We start from the raw sequence: 26,308 nt of genomic DNA, 5'->3' as shown, positions 1-26,308 counted from the left end.
TCATGGGTTTGCCTTCTTCCCGGCTTTTGGTTTCGTAATATTTCTTTCTTCCAGTTGCTGTTTTTTAACACTGGCGAATATCTCCCTGAACTTATTATAATCCAAGGTAAGAATAAAGCTCACTCCGGACTCTACTACCTGTCCTTCCACAACAGCCTCATACTGGTTCTTCCGGTAAGCCCGGATCATATAACGACCATCCTTGGTCAGCCGGTAATCCACCGCCACATCTCCGGCTATATTAGAGGCGCTCTGATTGGTATTGCCGGTTCCCTGGACGTCAAAGTTACTGCCGACATTTACCTGTATCCTGTCATTAAACAATTTTTTGGAAACCGTGACATTCAGCTCGGTATAATCCCTTTGCTGGCCCGTTGTGAAATCCTGCTGATTATTGAGGTCGAAATGAATATCCACCCCTTTGATCAGGCTGGCAGCCAACTGATCCAACTGATTGGTCAATATCTGGCTGGCACTTTGGAAGGCTATATTTCCTACGTCGATTCCCCCGCCTGCTGCACTTTGAAGGGGGTCTTCCCCGATAAAACGGTTTAGCAACAATAAGGCGAAAACCTGCTTATTGAGTTCGGATCCTTGTCCCCTGATCTGTTGTAAACGGGCATCCACATCCGGCCATAGGGACAATACGTTAGGGGGCAGGCTTATGTCGAAGGTTATCTGAGGTTTTAATAATTCCCCCTCCATTTTAAGGGTCACGAAAAACGGAAGTTTTTGTTTGAACTTAGTAATTTCCGATTGCGGTCTGCCCGATACTTCATTTGCCACAAGGTCAATAGAGGGGGTGACCGCAGTGTAGGTGGCTGTTATATCCAGAGTAGCGGTCGTCGGATCCCCGGTCCAGGTGATCGTACTGCCGCGTTGTATTTCGAATTTTCGCTTTAATAATTCCAGGGACAGGTTATAGGAACCGCTTTCCACCTCATATCCACCCGTCAGACTCATTTTCCCGCTCTTATCGATACCGAATACAAGATTCGAACGCCCTCTGGCGGTTAAGGCATCCCCGTTCCTTTCATCGATGACCATAGTAAAATTAGCACTGCTATCTGTTTCGATATTCAATCCGATCTCCATTCCTTCCACTTCCGTGTTCCGGGGCAACAGGAAATTGGGAACCTTATGTACCGAGGTATCACCCAGAATGTTTTTTATTACAAACCGTACGACTCCTTCCCTGCTAACCACTTCAGGATTGGTTCCCTGCAATACAAAGGTAAAATCGGTTTTCTTATTTATCCGTAAATCTCCATCCACTATGGGAGATTGCTTATCTCCGGTAAGATTGATTGCGGCATCCAGATTTAGCTTCCCATAGAACTGCCGGTCCCTGTTCTTCTCCGCATTGACCAGTCTGAAATCATTCGCATTCAAACTAAGATCAAATTCGTAATCCCTGAGATCCGCCGTATATACATTACCGTCCAGGGTAGCTTTGTTCCCATCCGCATCCTGGAAAGAGAAATGGTTAAAATTAAACCCATCCGCATCGAATTCAATATTATCGTTGGAGAGCTTCAGGGGTTCTCCCGAAATCGATGGGGTAAGGGTTGCACTGTCAAAATGCAGGCGGCCATTCACCACCGGCTTTTCCATGGTGCCGGAGATGGCCAGATTTCCCTTTAAAATACCCTCTATCTTTTCCAGTTGCTCTTTTGCAAAGGGACGGATACTCGCCAGGTTCAATTGCATCAGGTCCAGTTTCATATCCATGCGCCCTTCCCCGGTATAATATTCACCCTTTACCCGGACATCGTTCCGATGTCCTTCCAGGGCGATATCCGCTGAAAAGGCATTCGCTTTTTCATTGTTCACTTTGAGAGTAAGATCCCCGATCGAATCACCCTGATAAGAAAGATCTTTGATCTGCAGATCGGAAGTAAAAACTGGGTTGGTCAAAAGCTCTTTGACGGTTGCCTTTCCATTCAAAACCCCTCCCACCAGCAGCGAATCCTCGTCAGCCAGTTTGGTTAATGTCGCGATCTTAAAATTAGTAAAGGATATGTCCAATGGTGAAGCTGGAACAAGAGGATCACTACTGATCCGCAAAGATTCATCTCCATGACTGATCTTAAAATCATTAATCACCAATCCTGCCGAATCATACCGGAAAAAATTATCCCGGCTTACCTGCCACTTATCATAATTCAATAGCAAACTGTCAGGATTCAGGATGTATTTCAAACCTTCCTGCTCCTTCTCCAATTCCCCCGATAAACGATATCTCTCCTTTCCCTTATCATCTTTTGCCAACAGAGAAGAGATTAGCTTATCGTCTGTAACGTATCCATACAATGAAGTCTGGTAAAGCTTGAAACTGCTTCCGGATGCATCCTGCACCTGGACTTTAAACTGTAGCCGTTTTGCTTCCGTAGCCGCCGTAACGGATGCCTGCCGGAAGATTTGCTTTCCGTATTGAATACGGGGCGCGACAACGGCCAGATGAAGATCGTTCCGGTCGCTATTGAAGGAGAGGTTAAGACCCAAACTGTCCGTCCCTTTCAGGGAAGGTATATAGGCCAATACCATCGGGGAAGGCCGGAAAGCCACGTGCATCTGCCAATCCTGGGGAGTGAAGGCCGTATCCTTAAAACCATTGATCCGGTAATAATGATTCAGGGTATGCTGCAAGGCCTGACCGAGCTCTGACAGTTTATACCGGCCATTCAGATCCAGATCGGCCATTTCGGTATAAAGCCTGATGGTCTGTATATCTCCCTTCCGGTCTGCCAGGAGGCGGATACTATCGGTGACCAGGGTCTGCCGGCTATTGGTCAGGGAAAAATTGACAATTTTCAGGCTCCCCTGCAAGGAATCCGGGTTGATATCGGCAAAATCGGCCAGCATATGACCTTTAAGCTGCAAGGTATCTTTAAGCAGATGCAGTGCCAGCAGGTCCAGGGTATCGATCTGCCAATCCAGGTGGATCGCCGGATAACGGCGTGAAGGGTCCAGATCCGCGGAAGCCTTCAAATCAAAATGAATGGCCGCATCATTGACAGAGGATTGAAGCTCCAGATGCCGGTTGGCGATGGATCCATTTACTAAAAGGTCATGATAAGCATATTTCCGGATCAGGGCAGAACCGATATGCCCGGTAATAACGGCATTGGCCAGATCAGGATCCAGGGATTTACCCTTTGCCGTAAATTCTGCAGTAACAGGCCCCCAGTTGGCAGAATCCTTCAAAATGAAACCCAGGTCAAGATTTTTAGTATGCAGGATAAGGTCATAACCGGTTCGTTTAGGATCCCTGAAATCGGAGAGGGTTCCCTTTAGGGTTACCAGACCGGAACTTGTAGTCAGTTTCAAATCCGTCTTTACCCGAACCATGCCCGCTTCCAGTTTGCCCTGCAAATTAAACCGGTCCGGAATAGCGATGTTTTCCGGAAGGGTGCGGGGTGGAAGAAGGGAAGATAAACTATTTCGGCTGCCGCTAAGGGTCCTGATATCGAGGTTGGCAGCAATGGTTTTTGGGTTGGAGAGATCCTGTACCGTTCCGGACAGGTCTGCCTTTATATCCTTCAACCCACTGAATTGCAGCGTTTCTATCCGCAGAGCGGACAAGGTTCCTTTCACCCGTCCATTGATCAGCCAGATTTCGTTAGGATTCCGGAATACAGGTTGGGCTGCCAGATCCGGTACAAATAGCAGGATATCCTTTACCTGTATTTTGTTATTAAACAGATCCAGGTCGAGAACCGTTCGGGAAGGATCTTTCATTAATCCCGCCAGAGAAGAATATTGAATAATGGCCGTTCGCTGCAACAGGGTTCCCGGAGTCCTTAAAACGAGGTCTTTGAACCAGGTCTGCCTGTTCGTATACAGGAACCGGGTCTGCAATTGTAATAACTGAAAACCGGATCTTTCCCGGAATTGCCCCTTCGAAAGATTCCCGCTGATGGAATCACGATTATATAAGAGTTGATTGATGTGCAGGGAAAGCTGGTCCATTTTCAAATGACCGTAATCCATGCCCTTGCCCTGATGAGGCTGATTATCATCGTCAAACCTGATATTATCCGTGTTCAATTGAAGATCACCGGCTGTAATATGCCAGTCGCTGCCTGTAAAATACACAACGCTCCCTTTAACGGTCTTTACCGTTTTCCCCGCCGAAACGCTTTTGCCGATCCGGACAGCCAGGGTGGTGCTGTCCAGATGTATTTCTTTCAGATCGATCCTTTGTCCGGAAAGATCCAGGGATCTGAGTTCGGCTGTCAGGCTGCCCAATTCACCATTGGTAAAAAACCCGCTAACCGTGTTTGCGTAGCCGATCCTGGATCGCAATAGTTCAATAGCACCCAATCCTAAAGGGGAAGCCCCGGAGGGATCGAATTTTATGTCTTTTATCTGGCTATGGCCGATCCAGGCCTCCATATCGTTACCCGAAGAACCATCTTTATAAACAATCCGTATACTGTCCAAAACCAGAGATTTGAGAGAGAACTCCATGGGAGTTCCGGTTTTTTGAACGGGTTCTTTTTCAGGAGCCCCTGCAAAGGCATCGACAATGAATTGAAAATTAAAGGTAGTATCCGGTAAAGGACGTTTTACCTTTACGGTTAGTTGTTTCAGCTCCAGGGAACTGATATCGACCTTATTATGCAGCAGTCCCCACATCCGCAGATCGGCCTGGATTAGACCGCCCGAAAAAAGAGTATCTTTTTGCCGGTCTTCGATATAAATGTCACCCAATACAATTGTTTTTGGGAAGCGGATAGACAATTTACCGATCCCGATCCGCGTATTCAGTTTCCTGGAAAGATATTTTTCGGCTTTGGACCGAATGATATTCTGCCCAAACGGACTCTGGATCAGAAAGATCACAATGATCAATATGAGCAGGATGGTCCCGAATATTTTAAAAAAGACCCTTACCAACCTTCTGAACACAGATTTATGTGGCTTAGGTGCTGCCTGGCTGGTATGCATACTATAAATTAACGTATTACCCTAAATACCTTTCAAAATACAGACCATTTTACTTTCCGGGGCTCCCGTTGGGGAACAAATTGCAATTTCCGGGCAAATTCAGGCCAAATAACAGCCCCAAGGACATTCCCGGCAGCCCATTCGGGGGAAATCGTTGTACTTCAACGAATTTGTTCCCGTTTTTCCCCATGAATGGTTCGATTTCTCTACAAAAAACAGGGCTCTTCTTAAATATAATCCCCACTTAAGGAAGGGAATATTTCTGGCTCCTGATTTGTCCTACTACAGGAAAAACATGGATTATGCTCAATCAACTGCAATCGCAAAAGCAACAACACACTATCCTGCCGCAGCAGATTGAATTATTGAATCTTTTCCATTTGAACGTTCAACAGTTGGATCAGCGCATACAGGATGAGTTGAATGAGAATCCTGTCCTGGAAGAAACGTCTTCCAACGACGAAGTTTCCGGGGACAAATATTCCAAGGATACGGTACAGGATTTTCAAAACTGGGAAGAACATGGATATGATGACATTCCCGATTATAAGACCGAATATAAGAATTATCTCAGCACTGATAAAATACCGGAGAAACCCTTGGCAGAAATCCCTGATTTCAGGGAAGATCTGAAAAGACAGGTCAGGTTTCTCACCATTGCGGAAGACAATTATTATCTTTTTGATTTCCTGATCGATTCTTTAAATGAATCTGGTTTCCTGGACCAGGATACGGAAGAACTGGCCTCCGAACTTTCCTTTAAAAGGAAGATCTGGATTGAGACCTGCGAACTGGACAAGCCATTGGAATATATCCGTGAATTAGATCCCGCCGGAGCAGGTTGCCGGACTGTTCAGGAATATTACCTCCTGCAACTACGCAAAATGAATGTAAAACGTCCGGATGTCCGGACTGCCATCTGCCTGCTGGAAAATCATTTCCAGGATCTGCGGAGCTGCAACCTGGAAAAATTAAAAAAACAACTTGAGCTGGATGATGAGGAAATAAAGATCGTCCTTGGCTTGCTGGCTCATTTAAAAACCCGGCCCTTTAATCCCATAGTTACCTCTACCCAGGTAAATCCTTCCATTCTTCCTGACTTCATCGTTCAGGGCGGTGAAGAGGGGCCGCTGGAAGTAGTTCTTTACCGTCAGCGATCCTCCAATTTGCATATCAGTCAGTCCTGGGTTGAAATGGTTCAGAACAGCACCCAGAATGTTTCGATGGACAAATCCGCAAAACAGTATCTGCGGAGCAAATTATCTTCAGCCCAATGGTTCATCAGTGCTATTCAGCAACGGGAAGCGAATATGCTGAAAATAATGAACGCCATTGTTCATTTGCAATACGAGTACTTTAAATACGGGGACATTCTCCTTTTGCAGCCCATGAAACTAAAAGATATAGCCGACAAGGTAAAGGTGGATATTTCCACCGTTTCCAGGCTCACCTGTAATAAATATGCAGAAACTTCTTTTGGAACGATCCTGCTAAAGGACCTGTTTACGGAAGGCATCCTTAATAAAGAAGGAAACAGCATCAGCAATAAAGTCATTCAAACCCTTATCGAAGAGTTGGTTCAGAAAGAAAATAAGGGCAACCCCTATACCGACCGGGAATTAGTTTCGATCCTTTCCACAAGGGGCTATTCAATCGCCAGAAGAACGGTGGCGAAATACCGGGAATTATTGAATATCCCGGTTGCCCAGATACGGGGTTTATGGAATTAAGGGAGTACGGATTGGAGTTTTTTCACGGACGAGGCTCTGATAGTCAATTCCGTATTGAGAACCTGGGTTTCAAATTTTGTGACAGGATGTTTACTTTCGATAATCTGTATAAGACTTTCCATCGCCAATTGTCCCATTTCGAATGCAGGCTGCCTGATCGTAGTCAGGGGAGGGTGAAATATTTCCGCGAGCAGGGAATTGGTAAAACCAACCACACCCATGGAGCCCGGTATCTTTATATTTCTTTTGGCCAGGGCAGTCAGACACCCGGTAGTCAATTTATCGCTGGCTGCTACAATGGCATCCGGCCTCTTCTTCAGCGCAAGCAAAGTATCGACAGCCTCTTCCGTCTCCCTGTATATCAGGCCGCCATACGTACAATATTTAACCAGGGACCCGTCAAAAGGAACTCCGTAATCGGCAAGAGCTGCCATATAACCGGCCAGTCTTTCTCTGGTAATGGAAAGGTGGGAGGCTATTGTCAGGTGTGCGATCCTTTTGAACCCGGATTGTATAAGGTGTTCCGTAGCCTGGTAAGCACCGAGAAAATTATTGGCGATCACTTTATGGGTTTGCATTTCTTCCATTATCCGGTCGAAAAATACAATAGGAAGCCCTTTATCATGTAGCTTATTAAAATGGGACAGATCCGTAGTTTCTGCAGAAAGAGAGACCAATAATCCGTCCACAGAGTGGGATGCCAGGTATTGTGTGTTGGCCACCTCCCTTTCATAAGATTCATGACTTTGGGAAATGATCACATAATAACCTTTTTTATAGGCTACCGATTCAATGCCATTGATCACCTGAGAGAAAAAATTGTTGGCGATCTCACAAACAACAATGCCGATGGAACGGCTTCGTTTTTCCTTCAGGCTGAGCGCTATCGGATTGGGGTGGTAATTAAGTTTCTCTGCATATTCAAGAACCAGTTTTTTTGTTTCTGTACTGATCTCGTAACTTCCCCGCAATGCTCTCGAAACCGTAGATGTGGAAAGCCCGAGAGCTTTGGCAATATCTTTTATGGTGATGGCTTCGAATTTCATTCCGCATGGTTTTCCTTCCGCATGATTAAATTATCCTTTTTCCCGGGCTTGGTTTTTTCGATTCGTGCATCGAAAATTATAAGATAATACTAAATAATCAAAATCTGGCTTTTACGTTACCCTTTTTCCCAACTGTTGTCCCGCTATCTCCACAAAAGCAGAAAGCCTCCTGTTTTCACAAGAGGCTTCGCAGATACCGATGAATACCTTAAAAAGCAAATCCTACAAAAACAGAGACTCCGGCATTTTTTGAATTTTTAGTCAGATCCCCCGAAAGGCTACCCGATTTTCCGATATTGCTAAGCCCGTAATTATAACGCGCCCCAATGGTAAAGTTCTGAACATCGACGCTCAATCCTCCGACCAAACCAAAATCAAAACGTTTGAAATTATCAGCTTTCAGGTCGGCAGCACCGTTAATGGAACCATCGTTGCTGACATCTTTAACGTTGGCTGATACCAGGTAAGCCGCATATCCACCCGCGTGCAGGTTGAAATTTTTTGCTATATTGAAAACAGCTACTACAGGCAATTCCACATATCCCAGGTTAAATTTATATTCCCCGCTGCCTTCAATAAAATTATTATAGTTCTCTTTTGCTCCCTTTTGAGAATACAAAAGTTCAGGCTGGATAGACACGCCTTTTGTCACAGGCAATTTGGCGTATACCCCCGCGTTGAATCCAGCTTTTAAATGCTCATCGGATGCATTGTCTACATAGAGATTGGTGAGATTCAGACCGCCTTTAATTCCGAATTTAGGGGTCAGGTCGCTTTCCACAACTGTCTTTTGCTCCTGCGCAAAGGCACCAACTGAGGCGAATAACGCTGTTGCCATAACGATCGCCCATCCTTTTTTTACCATAGTGTTTTTCTTGTTCATAACAGGTTATTTTATTTCCCACAACGTATTCAATTGTTATGCCGCGCTGGCAGGGTTTACTGCTAAAAACCTACAGGAGCATGGATAAACGGCAACAGGCCATAAGTATGGCACACTATTTACTGCATTATATAGTATAACTTTATATACCATTAAAACTATAATACTATGAGATCGATATGGACAGGGGCTATTGGATTTGGCCTGGTAAACATACCCATCAAAATGTACAGCGCCATACAGGAAAGCGAACTTGATCTGGATATGCTGGATAAAAAAGATCATTCCAATATTAAGTTCAAAAGAGTAAATGAAAGCTCCGGAAAAGAAGTCGCCTGGGAAAATATTGTCAAGGGATATAAATTAAATGACAAATATGTTGTTTTGACGGATGAAGATTTCCAGAAGGCAAGTCCGGAAAAAACCCGCATCATTGAAATAGTGGAATTCGTCGATGAAAAGGAAATAGATACCTTGTTCTATGAAACTCCCTATTACCTGGAGCCGGATAAATCAGGAGCAAAGGCCTACCTGCTACTTCGGGATGCACTTCAAAAAACAGGAAAAACCGGGTTCGGAAGTTTTGTACTACGGAACAAGGAGAGTCTTTGCCTGATTAAAACCAGGGATAAATCTTTAGTACTCCAAAAAATCCGATTTGCACAGGAAATCCGGTCGGCCGGAGATCTGGCCATCCCTGGCGGAAGCAGCAAACCGGCTGAAGTAAAAATGGCCGTTGAACTTATCAATCATCTTACCGGCAAATTCGACATCGAAAAATACAAAGACACCTATACCAGCGAACTCCTTAAATTAATCAAAGCGAAAGCGAAAGGCGGCAACCAAAAGGAGCCGGTCATGAGGGTGGTTCATTCTCCCGGCAAAGACCTTTTATCTCAATTAAAGGCCAGCCTGTCGGGAGGAAAGCGGAAAGCTTCATAAGGCTTGATCAGGCTCCAGTTCCTTAGATTCCCTCTTGATCAGAAAGACGGCAGTATCGGAAGGCCTGATCCGGCCTCCGTAATCCAGCGCATATACCTTGGTAAATTCCGCCCCCAAATACAGGATGATAGAGGAATAATATACCCAGGTTAAGATGACGATAATGGAGGCGGCTGCCCCGTATAAAAGACCGATATTGGAGTTACCCAGGTAAAAACCGATCAGAAACTTTCCTATCAGAAAAAGGATCCCGGTAAAAAAAGCTCCAATAAAGGCATCCTTCCAGCGAATGACCGCATCGGGCAATACCCTGAAAATGATCGCAAAGAGAATAATTACTATACCCAGGGTAAGCAACATATTGACCGTATAAAAAAAATAAACCGAAAAAGCAGAGAAATAGTTCTTTAAATGCGAGCCCAGTAGATCCATCAGTGAATTGACCACCAGGGACACCATGGAAATAAATCCAAAGGCAACAATCAGTGAAAATGACAACAACCGGTTCCCCAATAACTTTAACCATCCTTTTTTAGGTTTAGCACGTATGGACCAGATATAATTAATAGAGCCTTGTATCTCCGCAAACACGCCTGTTGCTCCAAACAATAAGATCACCCCACCGATAATTGCCCCGGTAACAGAATGTTTCGTTTGTTGAATGTTCTTTATAATATCCTGAACCTGGATAGCGGCAGTACTGCCGATCAGGTTTTTTATCTGGTCATACAGCCGCCCCTGAACCGCATCTCTGCCAAAAAAAATACCGATCAGGGAAATAACTACCATGATCATAGGTGCCATAGCAAATAAGGTAGAATAAGAAAGGGAGGCGCTAAGTTTAAATCCATTATCATTATCGAACTCAACGACGGCCTTTTTTAAGACTTTCCAATAACGCGGTAGTTTCTTCATATACTTCTTATCAGGAAGACCATGCCAGTTTGTTTGATGTATTGGGATTCGTAAATTGTAGAGTTTCTTCCCCATAATAGGGCTTTAGGCCTGGCTAAAGCCTTAAAAAAAACCTGGCAAGAATTTTTCATATTTACCAGCAGACCATTATTAGAAAACATATTTTTTACTTAAAATTACTTTTATGAGCGGCCTGCTTTATTTAATTGCAATCATACTGATCATAGGATGGCTTCTTGGTGTATTCGTTTACAGCGTTGGAGGCCTCATTCATGTATTGATCGTATTGGCAATTATATCACTTGTTCTGGGAATAATCAGGAGAGCCTGATGAAAATTATGTTAGGGGTAAAAAAGGGTATCTTTTTCAGATGATCCTTATGCCGGCCATTGGCCGGTTTTTTTTACCCAATTGTCTGATTGGCATCCCTATCAGGTCAGGGCTGAAAGGGTTATATATTTTTTCAATATTTTCATCAGTATCCGTTCGTCCGTGCTTAAGCCGGTTTCATTATCCACTGATTCATCTTCATCCCCGGTACTTAAATATTTCATTAATTCATTTTCCTCATACAATTGCAGCAGGCAGGGATGAATATAATATTTCCGGCAAACGGTCCGGGTATTCCCCAGTTTTTTGCTTACGGTATCCAATACAAGAGACAGGTTCTTTTTTGAATCGGTATCGTTCAATGCCTCCCCGACATCGCGGAAAGCCTGTAAAGCATGAAGGGATCCTGCCCATGTCCGGAAATCCTTGGCCGTAAAATCAAACGCTGCCGTTCTTTTTATATATTCATTCACCATTCCCGAATCAATATTCCTTTTAGTTCCATCCTCCATATAATATTGAAACAGCTCCTTGCCAGGGATTTCCCGGCACTGTCTTACAATCAATGCCAATCGTTTGTTATGTAAGGTGATATCATGATGGACACCCTTTTTTCCGGTAAAGGAAAAAATGATTTTGTCCCCCGAAATGGAAACATGCCTGTTCTTCATGGTCGTTAAACCGTAGGAACCGTACATTTTCTCATATTCAATACTCCCGATACGGATATAGGTCCTTTCCATCAAACTAATGACTGTCGCCAATATCTTTTCCTGTGAAAGGCCTCTAACCTTCAGGTCTTCGCTCACTTTTTCCCGCAAAACCGGGATGGCCTTGCCAAATTCATAAAGGCGGTGAAATTTTGTTTCACTGCGCATCCTGTTCCATAAAGAATGATACCGGTATTGTTTTCGTCCTTTCAGGTCAAGACCAGTGGCCTGAATATGTCCTTTTTCATGTGGGCAGATCCAAACCCCTGTCCAGGATGGCGGAATGATTAATTTCCGGATGCGTTCCAATTCCTTTTTATCACTAATTTTTTTACCTTCCAACCTATAAAGGAATCCTTTCCCTTTTTTTATGCGTGATATTCCAGACTGGCGATCACTGCTATAGATCAGGTTAATGGCCGTTGCCGCACCTTCATAATCCCTATCGGTTTTCAGGTATTCCTTATGAGAGAGGGAAATTTCGGAATCGGGCATAACATTATTGGGAGAAGGCATTATTTGAATTTATGCAGGTATACCTAAAAAACCCATGCCACCTCCGACACAGCCTTAAAATCTGGCTTAAAGCTTGTAACTTGAGGCTTGTAGCTTTAAACCATTTAGTCAGACCGTATGCCGGATCAATTTCTAAGTCAATTCGATCGTTTTCCCGACTTTGTCTGGGATAGTATATTAGCTGCAGTCGCCGTTGTGGTAGGCCTGATCCTGAAATTCATGCTTTCGCTTTTATTGAAAAAACCGCCACATGGAAAAGAGGGCTTTTCCCTTACGCGATCCATTCTTGCCCGTCTTGGAAAACCCGTTAGTTATTTTCTTCCCCTGCTGACCCTGAATTTTCTGATGCCGTTAATGAAGATAAAAGCCACCATCTATCCGGCTTTTAATAAGACCGTCGAGATCCTTCTTGCCCTTTCTTTTGCGAATGTACTAATCGGAATAATAAAAGTAGTTGAAGATTATGTTTATCATGCCTACGATATACAAAAGGCTGATAATCTGAAAGAAAGAAAAATAAGAACCCAGCTTCAATTCATACGAAGAATGGCCATCGGCCTGATCATCATCCTGACAGCCTGTATCATTTTATTGAGTTTCAATAACCTCAGAAAACTGGGAGCCGGTCTCCTCACCGGCGTTGGCGTTGGGGGTATCATACTGGGTTTTGCAGCACAAAGGTCCCTGGGGAATTTACTGGCCGGGTTTCAACTCGCCTTTACTCAGCCCCTTCGGATTGATGATGTATTGGTTGTCGAAGGAGAATGGGGAAGAGTGGAAGAAATTACCCTGACTTATGTGGTGGTCAAGATCTGGGATCAGCGCAGATTGGTTCTGCCCATCAATTATTTCATCGAAAAACCCTTTCAAAACTGGACCCGCACGGACTCAGATATCATGGGAACCGTGTTTCTTTACCTGGATTATACCATACCGCTGGATGAATTAAGGAAGGAACTGGCACGCCTGCTGGAAATTAATCCGCTATGGGATAAAAGGGTGAAGGTACTGCAAGTAACCAATGCAAGCGAAAAGACTATAGAGGTCCGGGCCCTGATGAGCGCCAATAGTTCCGGAAATGCATTTGATCTCCGTTGTGACATAAGAGAAGGGCTGATCAGGTTTGTACTTGAAAATTACCCAGAGAGTCTACCGGTGGAAAGAGCCCTGTTCAGGGATGCTCCTAATTTTAAGGCACGTATTCCTTCACCTACCCCACCTCCTGCAGAAATTTAAAACTTAACTTGGCATAGATCAATGTTTCACGGAATCTGTGCAACCAGCCATTTCACCAGGTCGGTGGCGGCTTTTTCATTTTCAAATTCTCCGGAAAGTATTTTGCCATCGGTGTATTCATTATAAAACCATGGATCTCCTACCGCGAATACAGTACCCTTCCCTACCCTGGCTACGGCCATGATCACCTTCATACCATCCTTAAAATGAGCCTTTGCCGGCGCTTTCAGGGTCAGGGTACTTAACTCCTTGATATAGATTTTCCCGGCAGTTTTGAAGATCTCATCTTTGGCAGGGATGGAAAAAGCTCCCATTTCATATTGTTTATTGATGACTTTATGATGATCATCCCAATTAAAATGGATCCCAAAACGTTCAGCCAAACCGTTAAAATGTTCGAATTCCATATTGGCGGAATCATTTCCCATCAGAAGCAGCACACCTCCTTTTTTAACCCAGTCATAGATCCTGTCTGCATCGGCAGGTTGTATAAAATTTGGGGCCGGGCTCTCTTTTTCGTTATCAGGATCAACGATGATATAAACCGAGGCCTTTTTCAAATTATCAGCATCAGGAGCCACTGCCAGGGAATCGGTTACCATACCCTGTTGTCTGAAAATCTGCCCGAACAGCGAAAAGCCGCTGTTGGTCTGGTCTTCCCAGGTATAATGAAAACGAATGGCAGCTCCGGTTTGGTCTTTTTTATGCTCATTATTAAAATAGTAATCCAAAAGAACCGTCCTGCCCTTCCCCGGAGATCCGGATGTTTGTCCAAAACCAGTATTCACCAAAAGGTTAGCAAGAAGGATAAGAATAAAAGGAGTATATGAACGGGATCTTTTCATATGAAAGAAAACATTTTAATCGATATATCTAAAAATAAATTTTTCCGGAAACAGGCCCTGTCAGGGCAAACAATGCTACAATATATTTTACGAAAGATGGGAATTGTCAGTCTTTATTTTTACGCAATCGTTATCGTAAAGATTATGGAAAAGCTTTTAGAAAAGGAAACAGGCTTAATTATCATAAATGGCCCCCTTCCTTAAACGCAAGGGCATCCCCTGTCTTCCGGAAAAATGGCTCCTGATCTCACCAAGGATAGATAAGGCAATCTCTTCCGGGGTACAGGCACCGATGTCCAGCCCGGCGGGTGAATAGATACGCTGTCTATCCTTATCGGACAAGGGTGTGCCTGCCAAAGCCAGGGCATCCCACATTTTTTCGGTTCTTTTCCGGGCGCCCAGAATACCGATGTAGGAAGCTACGGTTGGAAGGGAAGCCAGCAAGTGACGCAGATCCGCCTTATAATCATGAGTCATTAATAGGATTGCCGTAAAGAGATCGATCTCCGGTTTCTCTTCCCCGGTATGGGATAATACCCGTGTTGCCCCGGACCACAAAGTTTTGTCTGCTTTGGCCAGATTTGTAACAACGGTAGTTTCCCAACCAAGCTCTTTGGCCATATTCAGTAAGGGAGGGATATCATATCCTCCTCCATAAATAACCACCTGCGTCGCCGGCAGGACAACCTCTATCAGAACCTGCACCTGCCCTTCATCCAAGGCATAGGACAGGGAACGGGAGCCACGGTCGGCAAGACAATTATTAATGTCCTGCAAGACGTTGCTTCGTATTGCGGGAATAGGAAAAGTGGAAAGAAAGGATTTTTCGCTCCCGAATAAAAAAGTTTGCCCCAATGTTCCTCCCGTCCCTTCCGTACGGGCCAGCGTAAGGACCACAGCAGGTTCTCTGATATCCGTAAGACCTGTTAACAAAAGCAAAGGGTTGTCTTTATCGTCCTTATCCAATGGAGAAAATAAAACATCAATTACGCCCTGACAGCCAAGACCTACCCCAACCTGATGATCATCTTCCTGCATCGTGTCGTAAGTAATGACTGAGGGATAGCCCAGAGCAATAGCCTTTTGCGCCCTTCGTAAGGCATCCCCTTCCAGACAACCTCCACTTATACCTCCCAGATAAGTGCCATTGTCCAAAACGAGCATTCTGGCACCCATCCGGCGGTAAGATGACCCCTCCACTCTCACAACGGTAGCCAAAGCCGCCCGTGTTTGAGCAAGATCAATAGATAGATATGCGCTTGTAATGGATCGAAGTTCTTTCATACTTAATACAACCACTACTACTACTTCTTCTTATTTACTGCTTTTTCTTATTTCTCTTCGTAGTTGTTCACTGCAATCTACTAAATTACTGTTTAGTGACCTTGTCGCTCCAAACATATTGAATATTTGCCATATCTATATAAGATCTTTTTTATGCAGCTTTTTTATGCATCTTTTTCATGCATCACCAATAGAGGAATGGAAGTGTGATAGGCTAATTTTTGTGTAACGCTCCGGTGAAATAATCCGTCAACAAAGCCATGACTTTTTGGAATTACCAGGATCAGGGAAGCATTCCGTTCCTGGGCAAAATGCGTGATCCCTTCAACCGTATCGGAATGATCAATAAAATGGTAAGTAGCCCTATATACTGTCATGAGCTGATCCAATAATACAGCCTTGCCGGATTTTTCAGCAGACTGCCCGTTCCCCTTCCTGGTTACATTTACAACCATCAGCTCTGCCTTGAAATCATTTAATACTTTTTTGAGATCTTCTACCGGTGTAGTCTCCTGAACTTTTTCCATATCACAGGCAAATACGATCCGTTTGACAGGTTCAATCGCAGCATCCAACGGAACAATGATCAGCGGATAAAGGCATTCTGCTGAAACATTAACCGTACTGCTGCCCATCAGCATTTGTTCCAACCTGCTTTTCCCTGTTATCCCCATCACAACAAGATCCGCTCCTTCTTCTGCGGCAATTTCGTTAATAGATTCAGCCAGGTCTATATCCTCCGCCCGGCTAACAATCTCCGTTTCCGGATAAACAAACCCTTCCAGCTTTTCCTTAAAAACTTCCAATTCTGCAGTACTTGCCTCAAAGATCATTTTACTGTTATCTTCGAAGACGGAAGTCTGGTAAGGAGGTATTTCGGAAGCTGGTATAGGCGTTATTGTTTTATAAGCATTGAGTAAAACCAGGCGTTTGGAATTAAATTGCCGGGTAAGGCCTCCAGCGTACCTGGCCGCATGAAGAGACGCTTCTGAAAAATCAGTCAGCACAAGGATAGTATTCATGAATGCTATTTAAAGTTTGAAGCTGTCTATTTCTTTTTATCTGAAACAAGAACTACAACCCCAATAAGGGCAACAATTCCGCCAGCATAGGTTGGCCATCCTATCCACTTATTCTCCTTTTTGTTCACTTCTACCGGTCCGAGGTCGATAACCTTTTTTTCGGTAGTAACAGAAAACCCACGGATAACAATCATTCCAATACCAACAACGATCATGATAATGCCTAATGTTTTCATTTTTTCAGTTTTAAGAAGTGATTATTATTCTTTTATCCCTGCGCAAAACGGCCTTTGACACTATCTGAAAGGTCATGAATCTTATCCTTTACCCCTTTCGCATATTTCCTGCTCTTCTTTATGATTTTTTTCCGGGTGGCAACTCCTTTTTTAGGAGCGAGTAAGATACCGGCTAATGCGCCAACGGCAACTCCTAAAAGTAGACCGCCCAGTAATTTTTGATTGCTCATATGGACTGATTTATAGATAATGCAATAAAGGATAAGCATATAATATAGTGCCAGAGGCAATTCAGGTGGAAAAAAGGATAAATTAAAGTGTATTTTAAAAATATGGGGAAATCCTTACTCATCTGTTAAGCCCGATTTTAGGACCTGTCTAATCAACTGGTCCCTGCACTATTGATTACAGAGAATCCGCAATATACCTGTACATTTGTTGAGAAAAGACAGAAAAGTGAATTGTTTTCCCCGATAAAATGGTAAACCTATGGCAACAGAATTAAAAAGATTTCCGGTTGAAAATCAGGAAAAGGCTCTGGAAACCATCGCAAAATTGAGCAAGGCCTATGAATTGACCCCGCCTGAAGAAAACCGTCAATTTCTGGTATCCAACGAACATTATTCTGCCTTTTTTGATGCTACAGAAAACGTCGTAAAACTGGAAGCCAAACACCCAAATATTACCGAAGAACAGATCAAGGAATTTTTAATAAATTTCCCTCCCTTCTTTTAGGTTTCGTTTATGTTCCTTTTCGCTGCTATGTTCCTTCTCACTGCCGGCTCACTGCCGGCTCACTGCTGGCTCATCCTTTGCATAGCCCACTAGTGTAAATTCTACTGTATGAAAAGGAAACGTACACATGCATACATTCCTGCACAGAAAACCGGAGAAGAGACCGAAACACCGGCGGTAGTGGACGCCCCGACAGAACAGGAAGCCATGCAACTATTTTCAAAAGCCAGGGAAAGATTGTTGAACGTTAGCCACTGGGCTGATCTCTGCGGGCCCTTATCAGCAACTTTCCTGCTGACGGACGACAAAGGTAACGCCGTGAATGGATTAGCCGCACCGGGACATTATATAAAAATAGACATCCCCGGACCTGGAACCAGTGAAGGCAACGGATATGACTGGGTAAGGGTTGAAAAAACAGAACACCACCACCTATCTGAAAATTATGAACTGTTCCTCCTCCAGGCAAGACCTTCTCCAAACCCGCAACAAGAGGATTCAAAAGAAACGGCTCATTTCCTGGAAGAAGCGGCTACCAGTTCTTTTGTCATCGAAAGGGACAGACAGCATGTACGCGCAATTGTTTATGGTCGCAATGAAGTTCCCAATACCGCCGTCAGGCGTATTACGGATAAGATCCGCAATGCGATAGTAGGTTCAACAGGCGCCATCGGCCTTTCCAAACTACAATGGAAGGCTTTAGCAAATGGATTGTTAAGGTAATGGTTTTCTTTTATCGGTAAATGCTTACTGGGGAAGACTGGTATATATATTGTGTTAATTAATCCGGCCGAATTGATTTTTTGTATTAAAAATATTTTACAAATCGCCTTTTATGTTTAATAATTTCCCTATTACCTTTAACTATGATGGTAAAGAATACCGCGGTGAAATAAAACCAATGTCCACAGGCATTGAAAAAAGACAGCCCACCCGGTTCCAGGTATATCTGAATAATGTCTATTATGGGCTTTTACAACGAAGGGGGGCTAAATGGGAAACCGATTCCCCAAAATGCGCTTTTATGGTAGATAAAATAAGCAATCATATTCATGGTTGGTACGACGAACATTCCTAGAACTCTTAAGGAACTATTCCTGGTAGGCACCAGTAATATCGTGCTTTCCGAACCGAATAAACAAGCCTTTCCGGCAGCTTACCGATTGGCAAGTCATTTATCCTATTATGCATCCCTGTTTAACAGCGTTGAGATAAACAGGACCTTTTACAAACTACCATTGCCTGCGACCATTGGAAAATGGGCAGCAGAAGTCCCGGACGGTTTTCTCTTTAGTTTTAAATTATGGAAAGAGATATCCCATAAAAAAAATCTTTCTTTCAACGGGGAAGATGTTAGCAGGTTTATGCAAACGATCGGGCAGGCGGGGAATAAAAAGGGTTGCTTGCTTGTACAGTTGCCTCCGGGTACAGGTTTTGAAAATCTACCTCAACTAAAAAAACTATTGGAAGAAATAGAAAAAAACGACCCGGATCAAACCTGGAAGATTGCCGTAGAGTTCCGCCACCCGTCCTGGTATAAGACGGCAGCTTATTCCTTATTGGACAACTTCAAGGCCAGTGTTGTTCTACATGACATGCCGGCCTCAAAAACGATGCACCTGAATGATCATGCTCCTTTTGTATATGTAAGATTTCATGGCGTCCTGGGAGATTATAGAGGATCCTATCCGGATGAATCCTTAGCGGAATATGCCCTTCAGATAAGACAATGGCTGGACCAGGGTAAAAAGGTTTATGCCTATTTCAATAATACGGCTGACAAGGATGCACCAAAGAACGCCAGGACTATATATTCGATGTTAAGTGTATTATCCTGATGGACCGTTCTTATGGTTTAATTCCCTCAGCCATTTGCAGGGCCTGGTAGGCATTTACTATGCCCCCGGATATGGAAATGTCCGAAAGCAGTACCTGCTTTGGCTTCCCATCTACCTGGATGGTTACCGGATGGTTTACTTTTACCACTGAACGAAGGATAATATCTTTTACCTGCGCTGCCTTCAATTTTGGATAATATTCCCGGATAAGAGCCGCCAATCCAGCTACGACAGGAGAAGCCATGCTCGTTCCGTCGTGATTGGCATATTTGGAGCCAGGCGTCGTTGAATAAATATTAACGCCGGGGGCAAAAACATCCACGCCCGTTCGGCTGTAATTGGAAAAGGAAGCTACCAGGGTTGAATCATCGGTAAACCCGGAAGCCCCCACTTCGATCCAGGCACCTGCCACACCACTGCTGTCAGCGTATGTCCGGTTAGGATAGTTGTGCTCGGTTTCGAGGTTCTTCCCCTCATTTCCTGCAGCATGGACCAGCAGTACATCTTTGGACAAAGCATATTTAACCGCTTCATCCACCGCCTTTTTATCCCAGCTGTATCCCTTCCCAAAACTCATATTGATCACTTTTGCTCCGTTGTCTGCTGCATATCGGATCCCATTGGCTACATCTTTATCCCTTTCATCACCGTTAGGAACAACCCTCAGTATCATGATCCTCACATTGTCTGCTACCCCTTTAATCCCCAGGGCATTATCCCTTACTGCGCCAATGATCCCCGAAACATGTGATCCATGATCGGCATTAGGGCCAGTTACATCGGTATTTCCGTAAAAACGTTCTCCGCTGTTAGTATAATTATCCCCTACAATGGATCTTGGGTCAAAATCCATGTTTAATTGATAATCCACTTTTTCCACAAAATGATCCAGCGCCCCTCCCAGTTCATCTTTTTTGAAGCGGGCAAAATCAGGATCTTTCTGCAGGATACCGATCACCACTTTGCAGATCTGGCCTTCCCCCGGATTACCGGGCTGAAATTTCTCAAAATCTGCCAAGGTGGGTGTATCCTTCCCTATTTTAGCGGTAACCTCATCCAATACCCCTTTAAAACCCCGGATACCCCTCAGGGTTCCTTTCGAACTTTCGAGGTCTTTGGTATATTCTGTATACATTTTTCGGTAGGTTTCCAGCCCTTCCCGGTCTTTGGCAGAGAGGCCGGAATCGGAGAGGCCATCATACTTTGGTTTGTCCCGCCGGAGTATCCGTACCAGTTCCAGATTATCATAGTTAACATCCCCTTTAGGCCCGCCAATAAAGTTCCATCCGTGGATATCGTCTGTATATCCGTTACGGTCGTCATCCTTTCCATTGCCCGTGCGTTCTTTCCGGTTAGACCAAAGCACCGCCTTTAAGTCCTCATGACTGGTATCCACCCCACCGTCAATAACTGCGACTACAACAGTAACCGATTTTTTGTTGGACAACAATTGCTGATAGGCTTTTTCTGTACTGATCCCGAAAACGCTGTCGGTTTGGAGGTCAAGATTCTGCCAATTGGCCTTCTGGGCGCTGGCACAAAAAGAAAGACATAATAAAATAAGGGTCGTACTGCTTTTTATCATTTTGTTTGGTTTGCAAAGATTTTGCGGACGCAAATCAATCATTTATAAGACATTAAAGATAAGGCAAAACAGGAAACCGGCAAGCTCCCGTTAGTCCCATTTCGGGAAAAAAAAGATTGTGGAAAAATAAATGGATTCAGACCCATACTTTATGGTCGGCAAGGGGTTTCTAGTATCAGGAAACATGTATATAGGTTATAAGTGTAAACAGGAATGAATAATTGGAAGAATCCTTTCTGTTTATTAACTTGTTTATTGTAACCTCATTCATTTACCCATAAAAATCTTTCCTATGTTTGACTTTTTAAAAACAGGTGAAGAAGTTACCTTTCCCGGCTTGTTGGACATCAAGCTTATTGTTGTCGAATTGAACGAAATGAAGGGAATTGCAAAGTGTAAATATTACGATGATAACCTCAGGCGGTTTATTAAGCTGACCCTTCCGGCCAATTCGCTCGTCCCTTGCCGAAAGTTGGTAAAAAAGAAGACGACTCCCGTTACCCGGTAAGCCGTCTTCAGCTGATTTAGTTATGTTATTCTCTGATTAGTTCCTTTCTGGTTAATATTTCTCTGATTGGTTATTATTTACGCTCAATTATAAGGTTATTACATTGCCGTGCATCGTCCTGGCGTTGTAACGACGGGTATCCCATGCCTATGAACGGGGGTTTAATGCCTGCTTTATCCTTTCTGCAACGTCCTGTAAATGGTACCTGCTGAGTTTATTCCCGGTTGCGGGGATAGCCGCCAGGATTTGCCCTCTAAGTTCGATTAATTCTGCCCTGGCAATGGAAGGCAGATCGGTATTTTTTGTATTGGGCCCAAATTGTATACTAATCCCGCCAAAAGACACCGTTGGCTGATTTGCAGGTGAAATAACCGCGATCAGGGCCTCGGAATATGCCTTTTGAAGATTCCTCCGGTATGAATCGATAGGCTGGTGGTTGGATAATTCTTTCCAGACCCCTTTATGGACATCGTCGATGAGGTTCTCCACCGTGTAAACCCGGAGCTCTCCATAACGGCCAGCTGCCTGAAGAAGATTATTCAGCCGGTTGACGGAGAGCAGGCTGTTTAATATACTCACCTGGATCGATCCTACAGGATCGTTTCCGGAAGGATTGCTGATCTTGTTCAGAATATTGCCATCAAGCAACCAACGGGGGGTTTCAAATAATTGCCTGTTCAAAAAAGCTACAGCCTCCTGCTGACGGGCCTTGGGAGTCGGCTCGTATACTTCACCCGGCTGCTCCACACTTCGGAAGGTTTCATAGACACCCCCTATATTTCTTATTACATGCCCCATGTAACGGCTGAATTGCCCAACCAGCTGGCCATAAATCTCTTTTAGATTTTCATAACGATCGGCTTCTTCGCTGGTCCATGCAGGTAAATTAGGCAGGATTCGCTGCAGATTCTTTATTCCATACTCGCCCGCCTTCATACTGTTGTCTCCCAGATCTTCCGTTTGTGCCCTGGAGTCCAGGCTCATGCCTTCGCCTCCAAACCAAAGACGGGGGTTGCTCTTCAAACTGTCAATGATCCATTTATTGACGATCCTGCGATCTTCTTTTTCGTCCTTGCCACCCGACCAGGAATATCCCCATTGGATAGCCCAACGATCGTATTCACCGATCCGGGGAAAAAGATCGTATTCCGGAATGTTATCCTGCGGCTGGGCAACATAGTTAAAGCGGGCATAATCCATGATCGAGGGAGTATGGCCATGCTGGTCAAGCCAGGACTTATCCCGTAGCTTTTCAACCTGAACCGTACTGCTGCTGCCCATATTATGACGAAGGCCCAGGGTATGTCCTACTTCATGGGAGGATACGAAACGGATCAACTGACCCATCAGGGAATCATCCAAACGCATTTTGCGGGCGCGGGGATCTACCGCGCCGGCCTGGATCAGGTACCAATCATGCAAAAGTTCCATTACATTGTGATACCAGCCTATATGGCTTTCTATGATCTCCCCGCTCCTGGGATCATGTATATTCGGGCCATAGGCATTCGCGATGTCTGATGCGAAATAACGCAGTACGGAATAACGGGCATCCTCCATACTCATCGTAGAATCCTTCTCCGGCCATTCTTTAGCCATTACCGCATTTTTAAAACCGGCTTTTTCAAAGGCCTTCTGCCAGTCATTGACACCCTGGATAAGATAAGGTCTCCATTGCCTGGGAGTAGCGGGATCTATATAATAGACAATCGGTTTGCGCGGCTCTACCAACTGGCCTTTCAGCCATTTTTCCCGGTCTTCGGGCCGGGGTTCCAACCTCCACCGGACGATGAATTTCTGATTGTCGATCTTCTGCTGCTCATCGCTATAGATCGTATAATCGTCTGCAAAATAGCCCACGCGGGTATCGAACAATCTCTTTGTCATCGGAACCTCCGGCAAAAGAATAAAGGAGGTATTCAGTTCCAGCGTGATAGCCCCTGCGGCATCACCCGGAGAAGGCGCCTGTGACATAAATGGAGAAGCCGTTCCTCCTCCACCTGAAGTATAGGTTTTAACCGTCCTTATTTCTGTATTGATCGGAAAAGTGTTGATATGATCGATATAGGATCTGTCCGTGGCAAGTCCGCCCAGTTTCATCCTTCCTTTTCCCGAAGCTGGAATTCCTACAACCTGATTATCTCCTTTAAAAAAATCCGTTACCTCAATAACGGAACTGGATGAATCTTTGCCGTGGGCCTTGATATCGAAGGCCGCAGCTATCGGATTAAGATTGGAATTCGTAACCGCTTTATAGATATCATTCGTGGAATCGGCCATATTTATCAGGGTAACGACGCGTAGAAAAAGGTTATTGGAGGGTCCTTTTTCCCACAACAGGGTCTGTTCATTTGCTAATTCTCCTCCATACACCCCGCCACCTGCTGTCTTACTATAGCGGGTTATAGCCATAAATTCTTTATGCAGCATGGAATCGGCGATCTCGAAATACCATTTGTCCTCCACTTTGTGAACGCTGAATAACCCTGTCCGGCTGACAGCCTTATCGGTAATAATCTCCTTATACGGCTTTGGGCCGGTTTTGGGAGGTGCCGGTACTTCGGGGGGTTTGGGTTTGGTAGTGTCGTTAACGGGATCGGTAGGTTTCTGATGTTTCTTTTGTTGAGCGAACGTAACCAAACTTAACGCTACGGCAAAGACCGTCATAGTAATGAACTTCTTCATGTAAGGAATAAATTGAGGGGACTATTTAATTTTTAGGAATACAGCAATACCTTTTAAGGGGCTATTTTTAAGGCCATAAATGTATAGCTATTTTCAGGCTCCTACAAACATGCATTTGCTAAAGTTGTTATAATCAGGATAAAAGGCAGAAATGATGGGACAAGCATTGGAAATGATCAGATTAACAGGTGAATTACAGCCCTGGGAATACCATTTTCAGGCTATTTCCGTTATTATCCCTTAAAGCACCTTTTTAACAAACATCTATACGGCCTCCTGCTATGAAAAAGATTCCTTTTTGTATTACGCTGTTGATTTCAGCATCCCTGTCCCTGGTAACAGCCACAAACTCCTATGCCCAGAAAAATGCCCAGGAAGAAGAAGTTCATGCCAGTCTGATCCAGGGGAAAAAAAAGTCCCTGATCGCCTTTGCGGGGAAAGAGCATTCCTTTAGTATGGAGGTCGCAGCCAAATCGGCTAAACTCTCCGATGTGCCGGGATTTATAACCATCGACAAACAGATCGTACAAGCCACGCTGGTACCTGCGTCCTTAAAGAGTACACAAACAACCGCGCAGACTTCCGGTCAGGCAAGTCCGACTACTTCCCAGGAAAAAGATATTCTTACCCGGTACATGAATTATGAACTGGCGTATTACCGGAAAAAACTCAAACAAAATTATACCAACCTGCAAACCGAATGGATAACCATTCTGGACCGACTGTTCCTAGTATGGTACTTTGATATGCCCAAAGATTACAAACTGGTAAGCAGGCAAATTTATTATTCCACGCTTTTTTACGATCAGATCATCGATCTGAATGCACCCTTGTTCAAAATGGATAATTTTTCAAAGGCCAGGGGAATCCTGCTTAAACTGGCCAATTCCTTAAAAACATATGACAAACAGCTGGATCTGGCCAAGCTGGCCAAACAATTGAATAAGTAAGCGCGTTTTTGGCAGATTCGTTCTAACTTGTTAAGATGAAACGAGCACTATACCGGATTACTTTTTCATCCTTTTTCCTGCTGATCCTTTTCGCCGTTTATTCCCAACCCAAAACAAAAAACAACGGAGATTATTTTCCACCTCCCGGCCGGTGGGACCATCGTTCTCCGGCATCTTTGGGATTGGATTCCCTAAAGCTTCAGGAAGCCATCCGCTTCGCCCGGGAAAATGAAGCCAAGGCACCCAGAAGTATGGAACTGTCCCAGGCGGAGAGTTTTGGCAAGGCCCCCTTCGGAGAAGGCATCGGTCCCTTTGCAGACAGGGGCGACCCCACCGGGATTATCATTTATAAGGGATATATCGTGGCCGAATGGGGCGAACCTTCACGGGTCGACATGACCCATAGTGTTACCAAAAGTTTTCTGTCAGCGGTGATCGGACTTGCAGTCGATCAGGGATTGATCCGTAGTGTAGACGATACCGTGGCAGCCTATGTTCCACCCATCGAGATCTACAACCCGGCCGCTCCGGCAAGACCGGCAGAAGATTTGGGTAAAGGACAATTGTTAACTCCGTTCTCCAGCCCGCATAACCGCACGCTGACCTGGGACGTAATGCTGCGACAAACCAGCGATTGGGAAGGAACCTTATGGGGGAAACCTGACTGGGCGGACAGGCCTGACGAAAAAACCGGCGAATGGCTTACCCGAAAAAGGAATAAACCCGGAACCGTCTGGAAATACAATGACGTCCGGGTAAACGCCCTGGCCCTTGCTGCCACCAATGTCTGGCGTAAACCCCTCCCGCAGGTGCTGAAGACCTTTATCATGGATCCAATTGGTGCTTCCAATACCTGGAGATGGAATGGATACCGGAATTCATGGATCGTACTGGACGGTCAGCCTGTTCAATCGGTAAGTGGCGGTGGACATTGGGGAGGAGGCCTGTTCATCAATGCGTATGATATGGCACGTTTTGGCCTGCTGACCCTGCATGGAGGAAATTGGAACGGAAAACAACTGATCTCCCGGCAGTGGATAAAACAAGCGTTGACGCCCACCCCGGTAAAACAGGACTATGGTTATATGAATTGGTTTCTGAATACGGATCGCAAATTATTACCAAGTGCTCCGGTTACCGCCTTTATGCACATGGGAAACGGAATCAATTTCATTTATGTCGATCCCGAAAACGGGATGGTGGCCGTTGTCCGCTGGCTGGAGAATGGAAATGCGGACGGAATGGTAAAAAAGATCCTCGAAGCGATCCGGGACTGAGGCTTGTTAGTCTGCCAAACAAAATCTATCTTTAAACGGTAAAGCACCCCCCAATCGACCTATCTGCACCCCGGGCCAAAG

General features: G+C 44.7%; 23 protein-coding genes. 11 read left to right on the top strand and 12 right to left on the bottom strand.

Annotated elements, in window-relative coordinates:
* Entirely contained in the window at positions 1–4,953 is a 4,953-nt protein-coding gene (locus ACX0G9_RS01305) for a translocation/assembly module TamB domain-containing protein (RefSeq protein ID WP_459063029.1), read from the bottom strand.
* A gap of 302 nt (positions 4,954–5,255) precedes the next feature.
* Between ACX0G9_RS01305 and rpoN the strand changes: the two genes are divergently transcribed.
* Complete coding sequence (gene rpoN / locus ACX0G9_RS01300) at positions 5,256–6,683, top strand: RNA polymerase factor sigma-54 (RefSeq protein WP_459063028.1); 1,428 nt, start codon at positions 5,256–5,258, stop codon at positions 6,681–6,683.
* Here rpoN and ACX0G9_RS01295 read toward each other — a convergent pair.
* Together ACX0G9_RS01295 and ACX0G9_RS01290 are read right to left on the bottom strand one after the other, a co-directional pair.
* Positions 6,680–7,729 (bottom strand): LacI family DNA-binding transcriptional regulator, encoded by a 1,050-nt coding sequence (locus tag ACX0G9_RS01295; protein WP_459063027.1) that lies wholly within the window; start codon positions 7,727–7,729, stop codon positions 6,680–6,682. The two genes, rpoN and ACX0G9_RS01295, sit on opposite strands and share 4 nt — an antisense overlap.
* A 208-nt stretch (positions 7,730–7,937) precedes the next feature.
* The gene (locus ACX0G9_RS01290; protein WP_459063026.1) at positions 7,938–8,612 is read right to left on the bottom strand and encodes a porin family protein; all 675 of its coding nucleotides are present in this window, start codon (positions 8,610–8,612) and stop codon (positions 7,938–7,940) included.
* 168 nt (positions 8,613–8,780) lie between these two features.
* Here ACX0G9_RS01290 and ku point away from each other — a divergent pair, with 168 nt between their 5' ends.
* Positions 8,781–9,554: a non-homologous end joining protein Ku gene (gene ku, locus ACX0G9_RS01285; protein ID WP_459063025.1), complete on the top strand. Its 774-nt coding sequence runs from the start codon at positions 8,781–8,783 to the stop codon at positions 9,552–9,554.
* Here ku and ACX0G9_RS01280 read toward each other — a convergent pair.
* Positions 9,549–10,469, bottom strand: a complete 921-nt coding sequence (locus tag ACX0G9_RS01280; RefSeq protein ID WP_459063024.1) for a YihY/virulence factor BrkB family protein — start codon at positions 10,467–10,469, stop codon at positions 9,549–9,551. The two genes, ku and ACX0G9_RS01280, sit on opposite strands and share 6 nt — an antisense overlap.
* 184 nt (positions 10,470–10,653) lie before the next feature.
* Between ACX0G9_RS01280 and ACX0G9_RS01275 the strand changes: the two genes are divergently transcribed.
* Positions 10,654–10,800 (top strand): lmo0937 family membrane protein, encoded by a 147-nt coding sequence (locus ACX0G9_RS01275; protein WP_459063023.1) that lies wholly within the window; start codon positions 10,654–10,656, stop codon positions 10,798–10,800.
* A gap of 101 nt (positions 10,801–10,901) precedes the next feature.
* On the opposite strand, the gene ACX0G9_RS01270 is transcribed toward ACX0G9_RS01275, so the two are convergent.
* Complete coding sequence (locus tag ACX0G9_RS01270) at positions 10,902–12,026, bottom strand: DNA topoisomerase IB (RefSeq protein WP_459063022.1); 1,125 nt, start codon at positions 12,024–12,026, stop codon at positions 10,902–10,904.
* Between the two features lie 117 nt (positions 12,027–12,143).
* On the opposite strand from ACX0G9_RS01270, the gene ACX0G9_RS01265 reads away from it, so the two are divergent.
* Positions 12,144–13,262 carry a mechanosensitive ion channel family protein gene (locus ACX0G9_RS01265; protein ID WP_459063021.1) on the top strand — a complete coding sequence of 373 codons (1,119 nt, stop codon included), beginning with the start codon at positions 12,144–12,146 and terminating at the stop codon, positions 13,260–13,262.
* Positions 13,263–13,288: 26 nt separating this feature from the next.
* Here ACX0G9_RS01265 and ACX0G9_RS01260 read toward each other — a convergent pair whose 3' ends face one another.
* The 5 genes from ACX0G9_RS01260 to ACX0G9_RS01240 form a co-directional block, all read right to left on the bottom strand.
* Positions 13,289–14,107, bottom strand: a complete 819-nt coding sequence (locus tag ACX0G9_RS01260; protein ID WP_459063020.1) for a hypothetical protein — start codon at positions 14,105–14,107, stop codon at positions 13,289–13,291.
* A 174-nt stretch (positions 14,108–14,281) separates the two neighbouring features.
* Positions 14,282–15,391 (bottom strand): XdhC family protein, encoded by a 1,110-nt coding sequence (locus ACX0G9_RS01255; protein WP_459063019.1) that lies wholly within the window; start codon positions 15,389–15,391, stop codon positions 14,282–14,284.
* Positions 15,392–15,555: 164 nt separating this feature from the next.
* The gene (locus tag ACX0G9_RS01250; RefSeq protein ID WP_459063018.1) at positions 15,556–16,413 is read right to left on the bottom strand and encodes a universal stress protein; all 858 of its coding nucleotides are present in this window, start codon (positions 16,411–16,413) and stop codon (positions 15,556–15,558) included.
* 26 nt (positions 16,414–16,439) lie between these two features.
* Positions 16,440–16,649 carry a hypothetical protein gene (locus tag ACX0G9_RS01245; RefSeq protein WP_459063017.1) on the bottom strand — a complete coding sequence of 70 codons (210 nt, stop codon included), beginning with the start codon at positions 16,647–16,649 and terminating at the stop codon, positions 16,440–16,442.
* 32 nt (positions 16,650–16,681) lie between these two features.
* Entirely contained in the window at positions 16,682–16,879 is a 198-nt protein-coding gene (locus tag ACX0G9_RS01240; protein WP_459063016.1) for a YtxH domain-containing protein, read from the bottom strand.
* Between the two features lie 259 nt (positions 16,880–17,138).
* Here ACX0G9_RS01240 and ACX0G9_RS01235 point away from each other — a divergent pair, with 259 nt between their 5' ends.
* From ACX0G9_RS01235 to ACX0G9_RS01220, 4 genes are all read left to right on the top strand, one after another.
* On the top strand, positions 17,139–17,384 hold the full coding sequence (locus ACX0G9_RS01235; RefSeq protein ID WP_459063015.1) for a hypothetical protein: 246 nt from the start codon (positions 17,139–17,141) through the stop codon (positions 17,382–17,384).
* Positions 17,385–17,492: 108 nt separating this feature from the next.
* On the top strand, positions 17,493–18,107 hold the full coding sequence (locus ACX0G9_RS01230; protein ID WP_459063014.1) for a hypothetical protein: 615 nt from the start codon (positions 17,493–17,495) through the stop codon (positions 18,105–18,107).
* A 112-nt stretch (positions 18,108–18,219) separates the two neighbouring features.
* A complete protein-coding gene (locus ACX0G9_RS01225) occupies positions 18,220–18,462 on the top strand; it encodes a hypothetical protein (RefSeq protein WP_459063013.1) in 243 nt (80 codons plus the stop codon).
* Positions 18,437–19,222, top strand: a complete 786-nt coding sequence (locus ACX0G9_RS01220) for a DUF72 domain-containing protein (protein ID WP_459063012.1) — start codon at positions 18,437–18,439, stop codon at positions 19,220–19,222. The genes ACX0G9_RS01225 and ACX0G9_RS01220 overlap by 26 nt, the downstream gene beginning before the upstream one ends.
* Before the next feature lie 10 nt (positions 19,223–19,232).
* Here the strand turns inward: ACX0G9_RS01220 and ACX0G9_RS01215 are convergent, their stop codons facing one another.
* On the bottom strand, positions 19,233–20,807 hold the full coding sequence (locus ACX0G9_RS01215) for a S8 family peptidase (protein WP_459063011.1): 1,575 nt from the start codon (positions 20,805–20,807) through the stop codon (positions 19,233–19,235).
* Positions 20,808–21,099: 292 nt separating this feature from the next.
* Here ACX0G9_RS01215 and ACX0G9_RS01210 point away from each other — a divergent pair, with 292 nt between their 5' ends.
* Positions 21,100–21,315 (top strand): hypothetical protein, encoded by a 216-nt coding sequence (locus ACX0G9_RS01210; RefSeq protein ID WP_459063010.1) that lies wholly within the window; start codon positions 21,100–21,102, stop codon positions 21,313–21,315.
* A 147-nt stretch (positions 21,316–21,462) separates the two neighbouring features.
* Here the strand turns inward: ACX0G9_RS01210 and ACX0G9_RS01205 are convergent, their stop codons facing one another.
* The gene (locus ACX0G9_RS01205; RefSeq protein WP_459063009.1) at positions 21,463–24,000 is read right to left on the bottom strand and encodes a zinc-dependent metalloprotease; all 2,538 of its coding nucleotides are present in this window, start codon (positions 23,998–24,000) and stop codon (positions 21,463–21,465) included.
* A 281-nt stretch (positions 24,001–24,281) separates the two neighbouring features.
* Between ACX0G9_RS01205 and ACX0G9_RS01200 the strand changes: the two genes are divergently transcribed.
* Entirely contained in the window at positions 24,282–24,950 is a 669-nt protein-coding gene (locus ACX0G9_RS01200) for a hypothetical protein (RefSeq protein ID WP_459063008.1), read from the top strand.
* Positions 24,951–24,985: 35 nt separating this feature from the next.
* Positions 24,986–26,227, top strand: coding sequence for a serine hydrolase domain-containing protein (locus ACX0G9_RS01195; RefSeq protein WP_459063007.1), 1,242 nt, complete (start codon positions 24,986–24,988; stop codon positions 26,225–26,227).
* The last annotated feature ends 81 nt before the right edge of the window (positions 26,228–26,308 follow it).

Source organism: Flavitalea flava (assembly GCF_054461575.1).
The sequence above is the reverse complement of the archived record's forward strand: the minus strand, read 5'-3'. Positions and strand labels throughout refer to the sequence as shown.

Excerpts from the sequence above, each read along its gene's own strand:
- rpoN (WP_459063028.1), top strand. The coding sequence starts at position 5,256 with ATGCTCAATCAACTGCAATCGCAAAAGCAACAACACACTATCCTGCCG.
- ACX0G9_RS01290 (WP_459063026.1), bottom strand. The coding sequence starts at position 8,612 with ATGAACAAGAAAAACACTATGGTAAAAAAAGGATGGGCGATCGTTATG.
- ku (WP_459063025.1), top strand. The coding sequence starts at position 8,781 with ATGAGATCGATATGGACAGGGGCTATTGGATTTGGCCTGGTAAACATA.
- ACX0G9_RS01280 (WP_459063024.1), bottom strand. The coding sequence starts at position 10,469 with ATGAAGAAACTACCGCGTTATTGGAAAGTCTTAAAAAAGGCCGTCGTT.
- ACX0G9_RS01210 (WP_459063010.1), top strand. The coding sequence starts at position 21,100 with ATGTTTGACTTTTTAAAAACAGGTGAAGAAGTTACCTTTCCCGGCTTG.
- ACX0G9_RS01235 (WP_459063015.1), top strand. The coding sequence starts at position 17,139 with ATGGCAACAGAATTAAAAAGATTTCCGGTTGAAAATCAGGAAAAGGCT.
- ACX0G9_RS01215 (WP_459063011.1), bottom strand. The coding sequence starts at position 20,807 with ATGATAAAAAGCAGTACGACCCTTATTTTATTATGTCTTTCTTTTTGT.
- ACX0G9_RS01275 (WP_459063023.1), top strand. The coding sequence starts at position 10,654 with ATGAGCGGCCTGCTTTATTTAATTGCAATCATACTGATCATAGGATGG.
- ACX0G9_RS01305 (WP_459063029.1), bottom strand. The coding sequence starts at position 4,953 with ATGCATACCAGCCAGGCAGCACCTAAGCCACATAAATCTGTGTTCAGA.
- ACX0G9_RS01230 (WP_459063014.1), top strand. The coding sequence starts at position 17,493 with ATGAAAAGGAAACGTACACATGCATACATTCCTGCACAGAAAACCGGA.
- ACX0G9_RS01250 (WP_459063018.1), bottom strand. The coding sequence starts at position 16,413 with ATGAATACTATCCTTGTGCTGACTGATTTTTCAGAAGCGTCTCTTCAT.
- ACX0G9_RS01255 (WP_459063019.1), bottom strand. The coding sequence starts at position 15,391 with ATGAAAGAACTTCGATCCATTACAAGCGCATATCTATCTATTGATCTT.
- ACX0G9_RS01245 (WP_459063017.1), bottom strand. The coding sequence starts at position 16,649 with ATGAAAACATTAGGCATTATCATGATCGTTGTTGGTATTGGAATGATT.
- ACX0G9_RS01260 (WP_459063020.1), bottom strand. The coding sequence starts at position 14,107 with ATGAAAAGATCCCGTTCATATACTCCTTTTATTCTTATCCTTCTTGCT.
- ACX0G9_RS01295 (WP_459063027.1), bottom strand. The coding sequence starts at position 7,729 with ATGAAATTCGAAGCCATCACCATAAAAGATATTGCCAAAGCTCTCGGG.
- ACX0G9_RS01270 (WP_459063022.1), bottom strand. The coding sequence starts at position 12,026 with ATGCCTTCTCCCAATAATGTTATGCCCGATTCCGAAATTTCCCTCTCT.
- ACX0G9_RS01205 (WP_459063009.1), bottom strand. The coding sequence starts at position 24,000 with ATGAAGAAGTTCATTACTATGACGGTCTTTGCCGTAGCGTTAAGTTTG.
- ACX0G9_RS01220 (WP_459063012.1), top strand. The coding sequence starts at position 18,437 with ATGGTTGGTACGACGAACATTCCTAGAACTCTTAAGGAACTATTCCTG.
- ACX0G9_RS01225 (WP_459063013.1), top strand. The coding sequence starts at position 18,220 with ATGTTTAATAATTTCCCTATTACCTTTAACTATGATGGTAAAGAATAC.
- ACX0G9_RS01240 (WP_459063016.1), bottom strand. The coding sequence starts at position 16,879 with ATGAGCAATCAAAAATTACTGGGCGGTCTACTTTTAGGAGTTGCCGTT.
- ACX0G9_RS01200 (WP_459063008.1), top strand. The coding sequence starts at position 24,282 with ATGAAAAAGATTCCTTTTTGTATTACGCTGTTGATTTCAGCATCCCTG.
- ACX0G9_RS01265 (WP_459063021.1), top strand. The coding sequence starts at position 12,144 with ATGCCGGATCAATTTCTAAGTCAATTCGATCGTTTTCCCGACTTTGTC.
- ACX0G9_RS01195 (WP_459063007.1), top strand. The coding sequence starts at position 24,986 with ATGAAACGAGCACTATACCGGATTACTTTTTCATCCTTTTTCCTGCTG.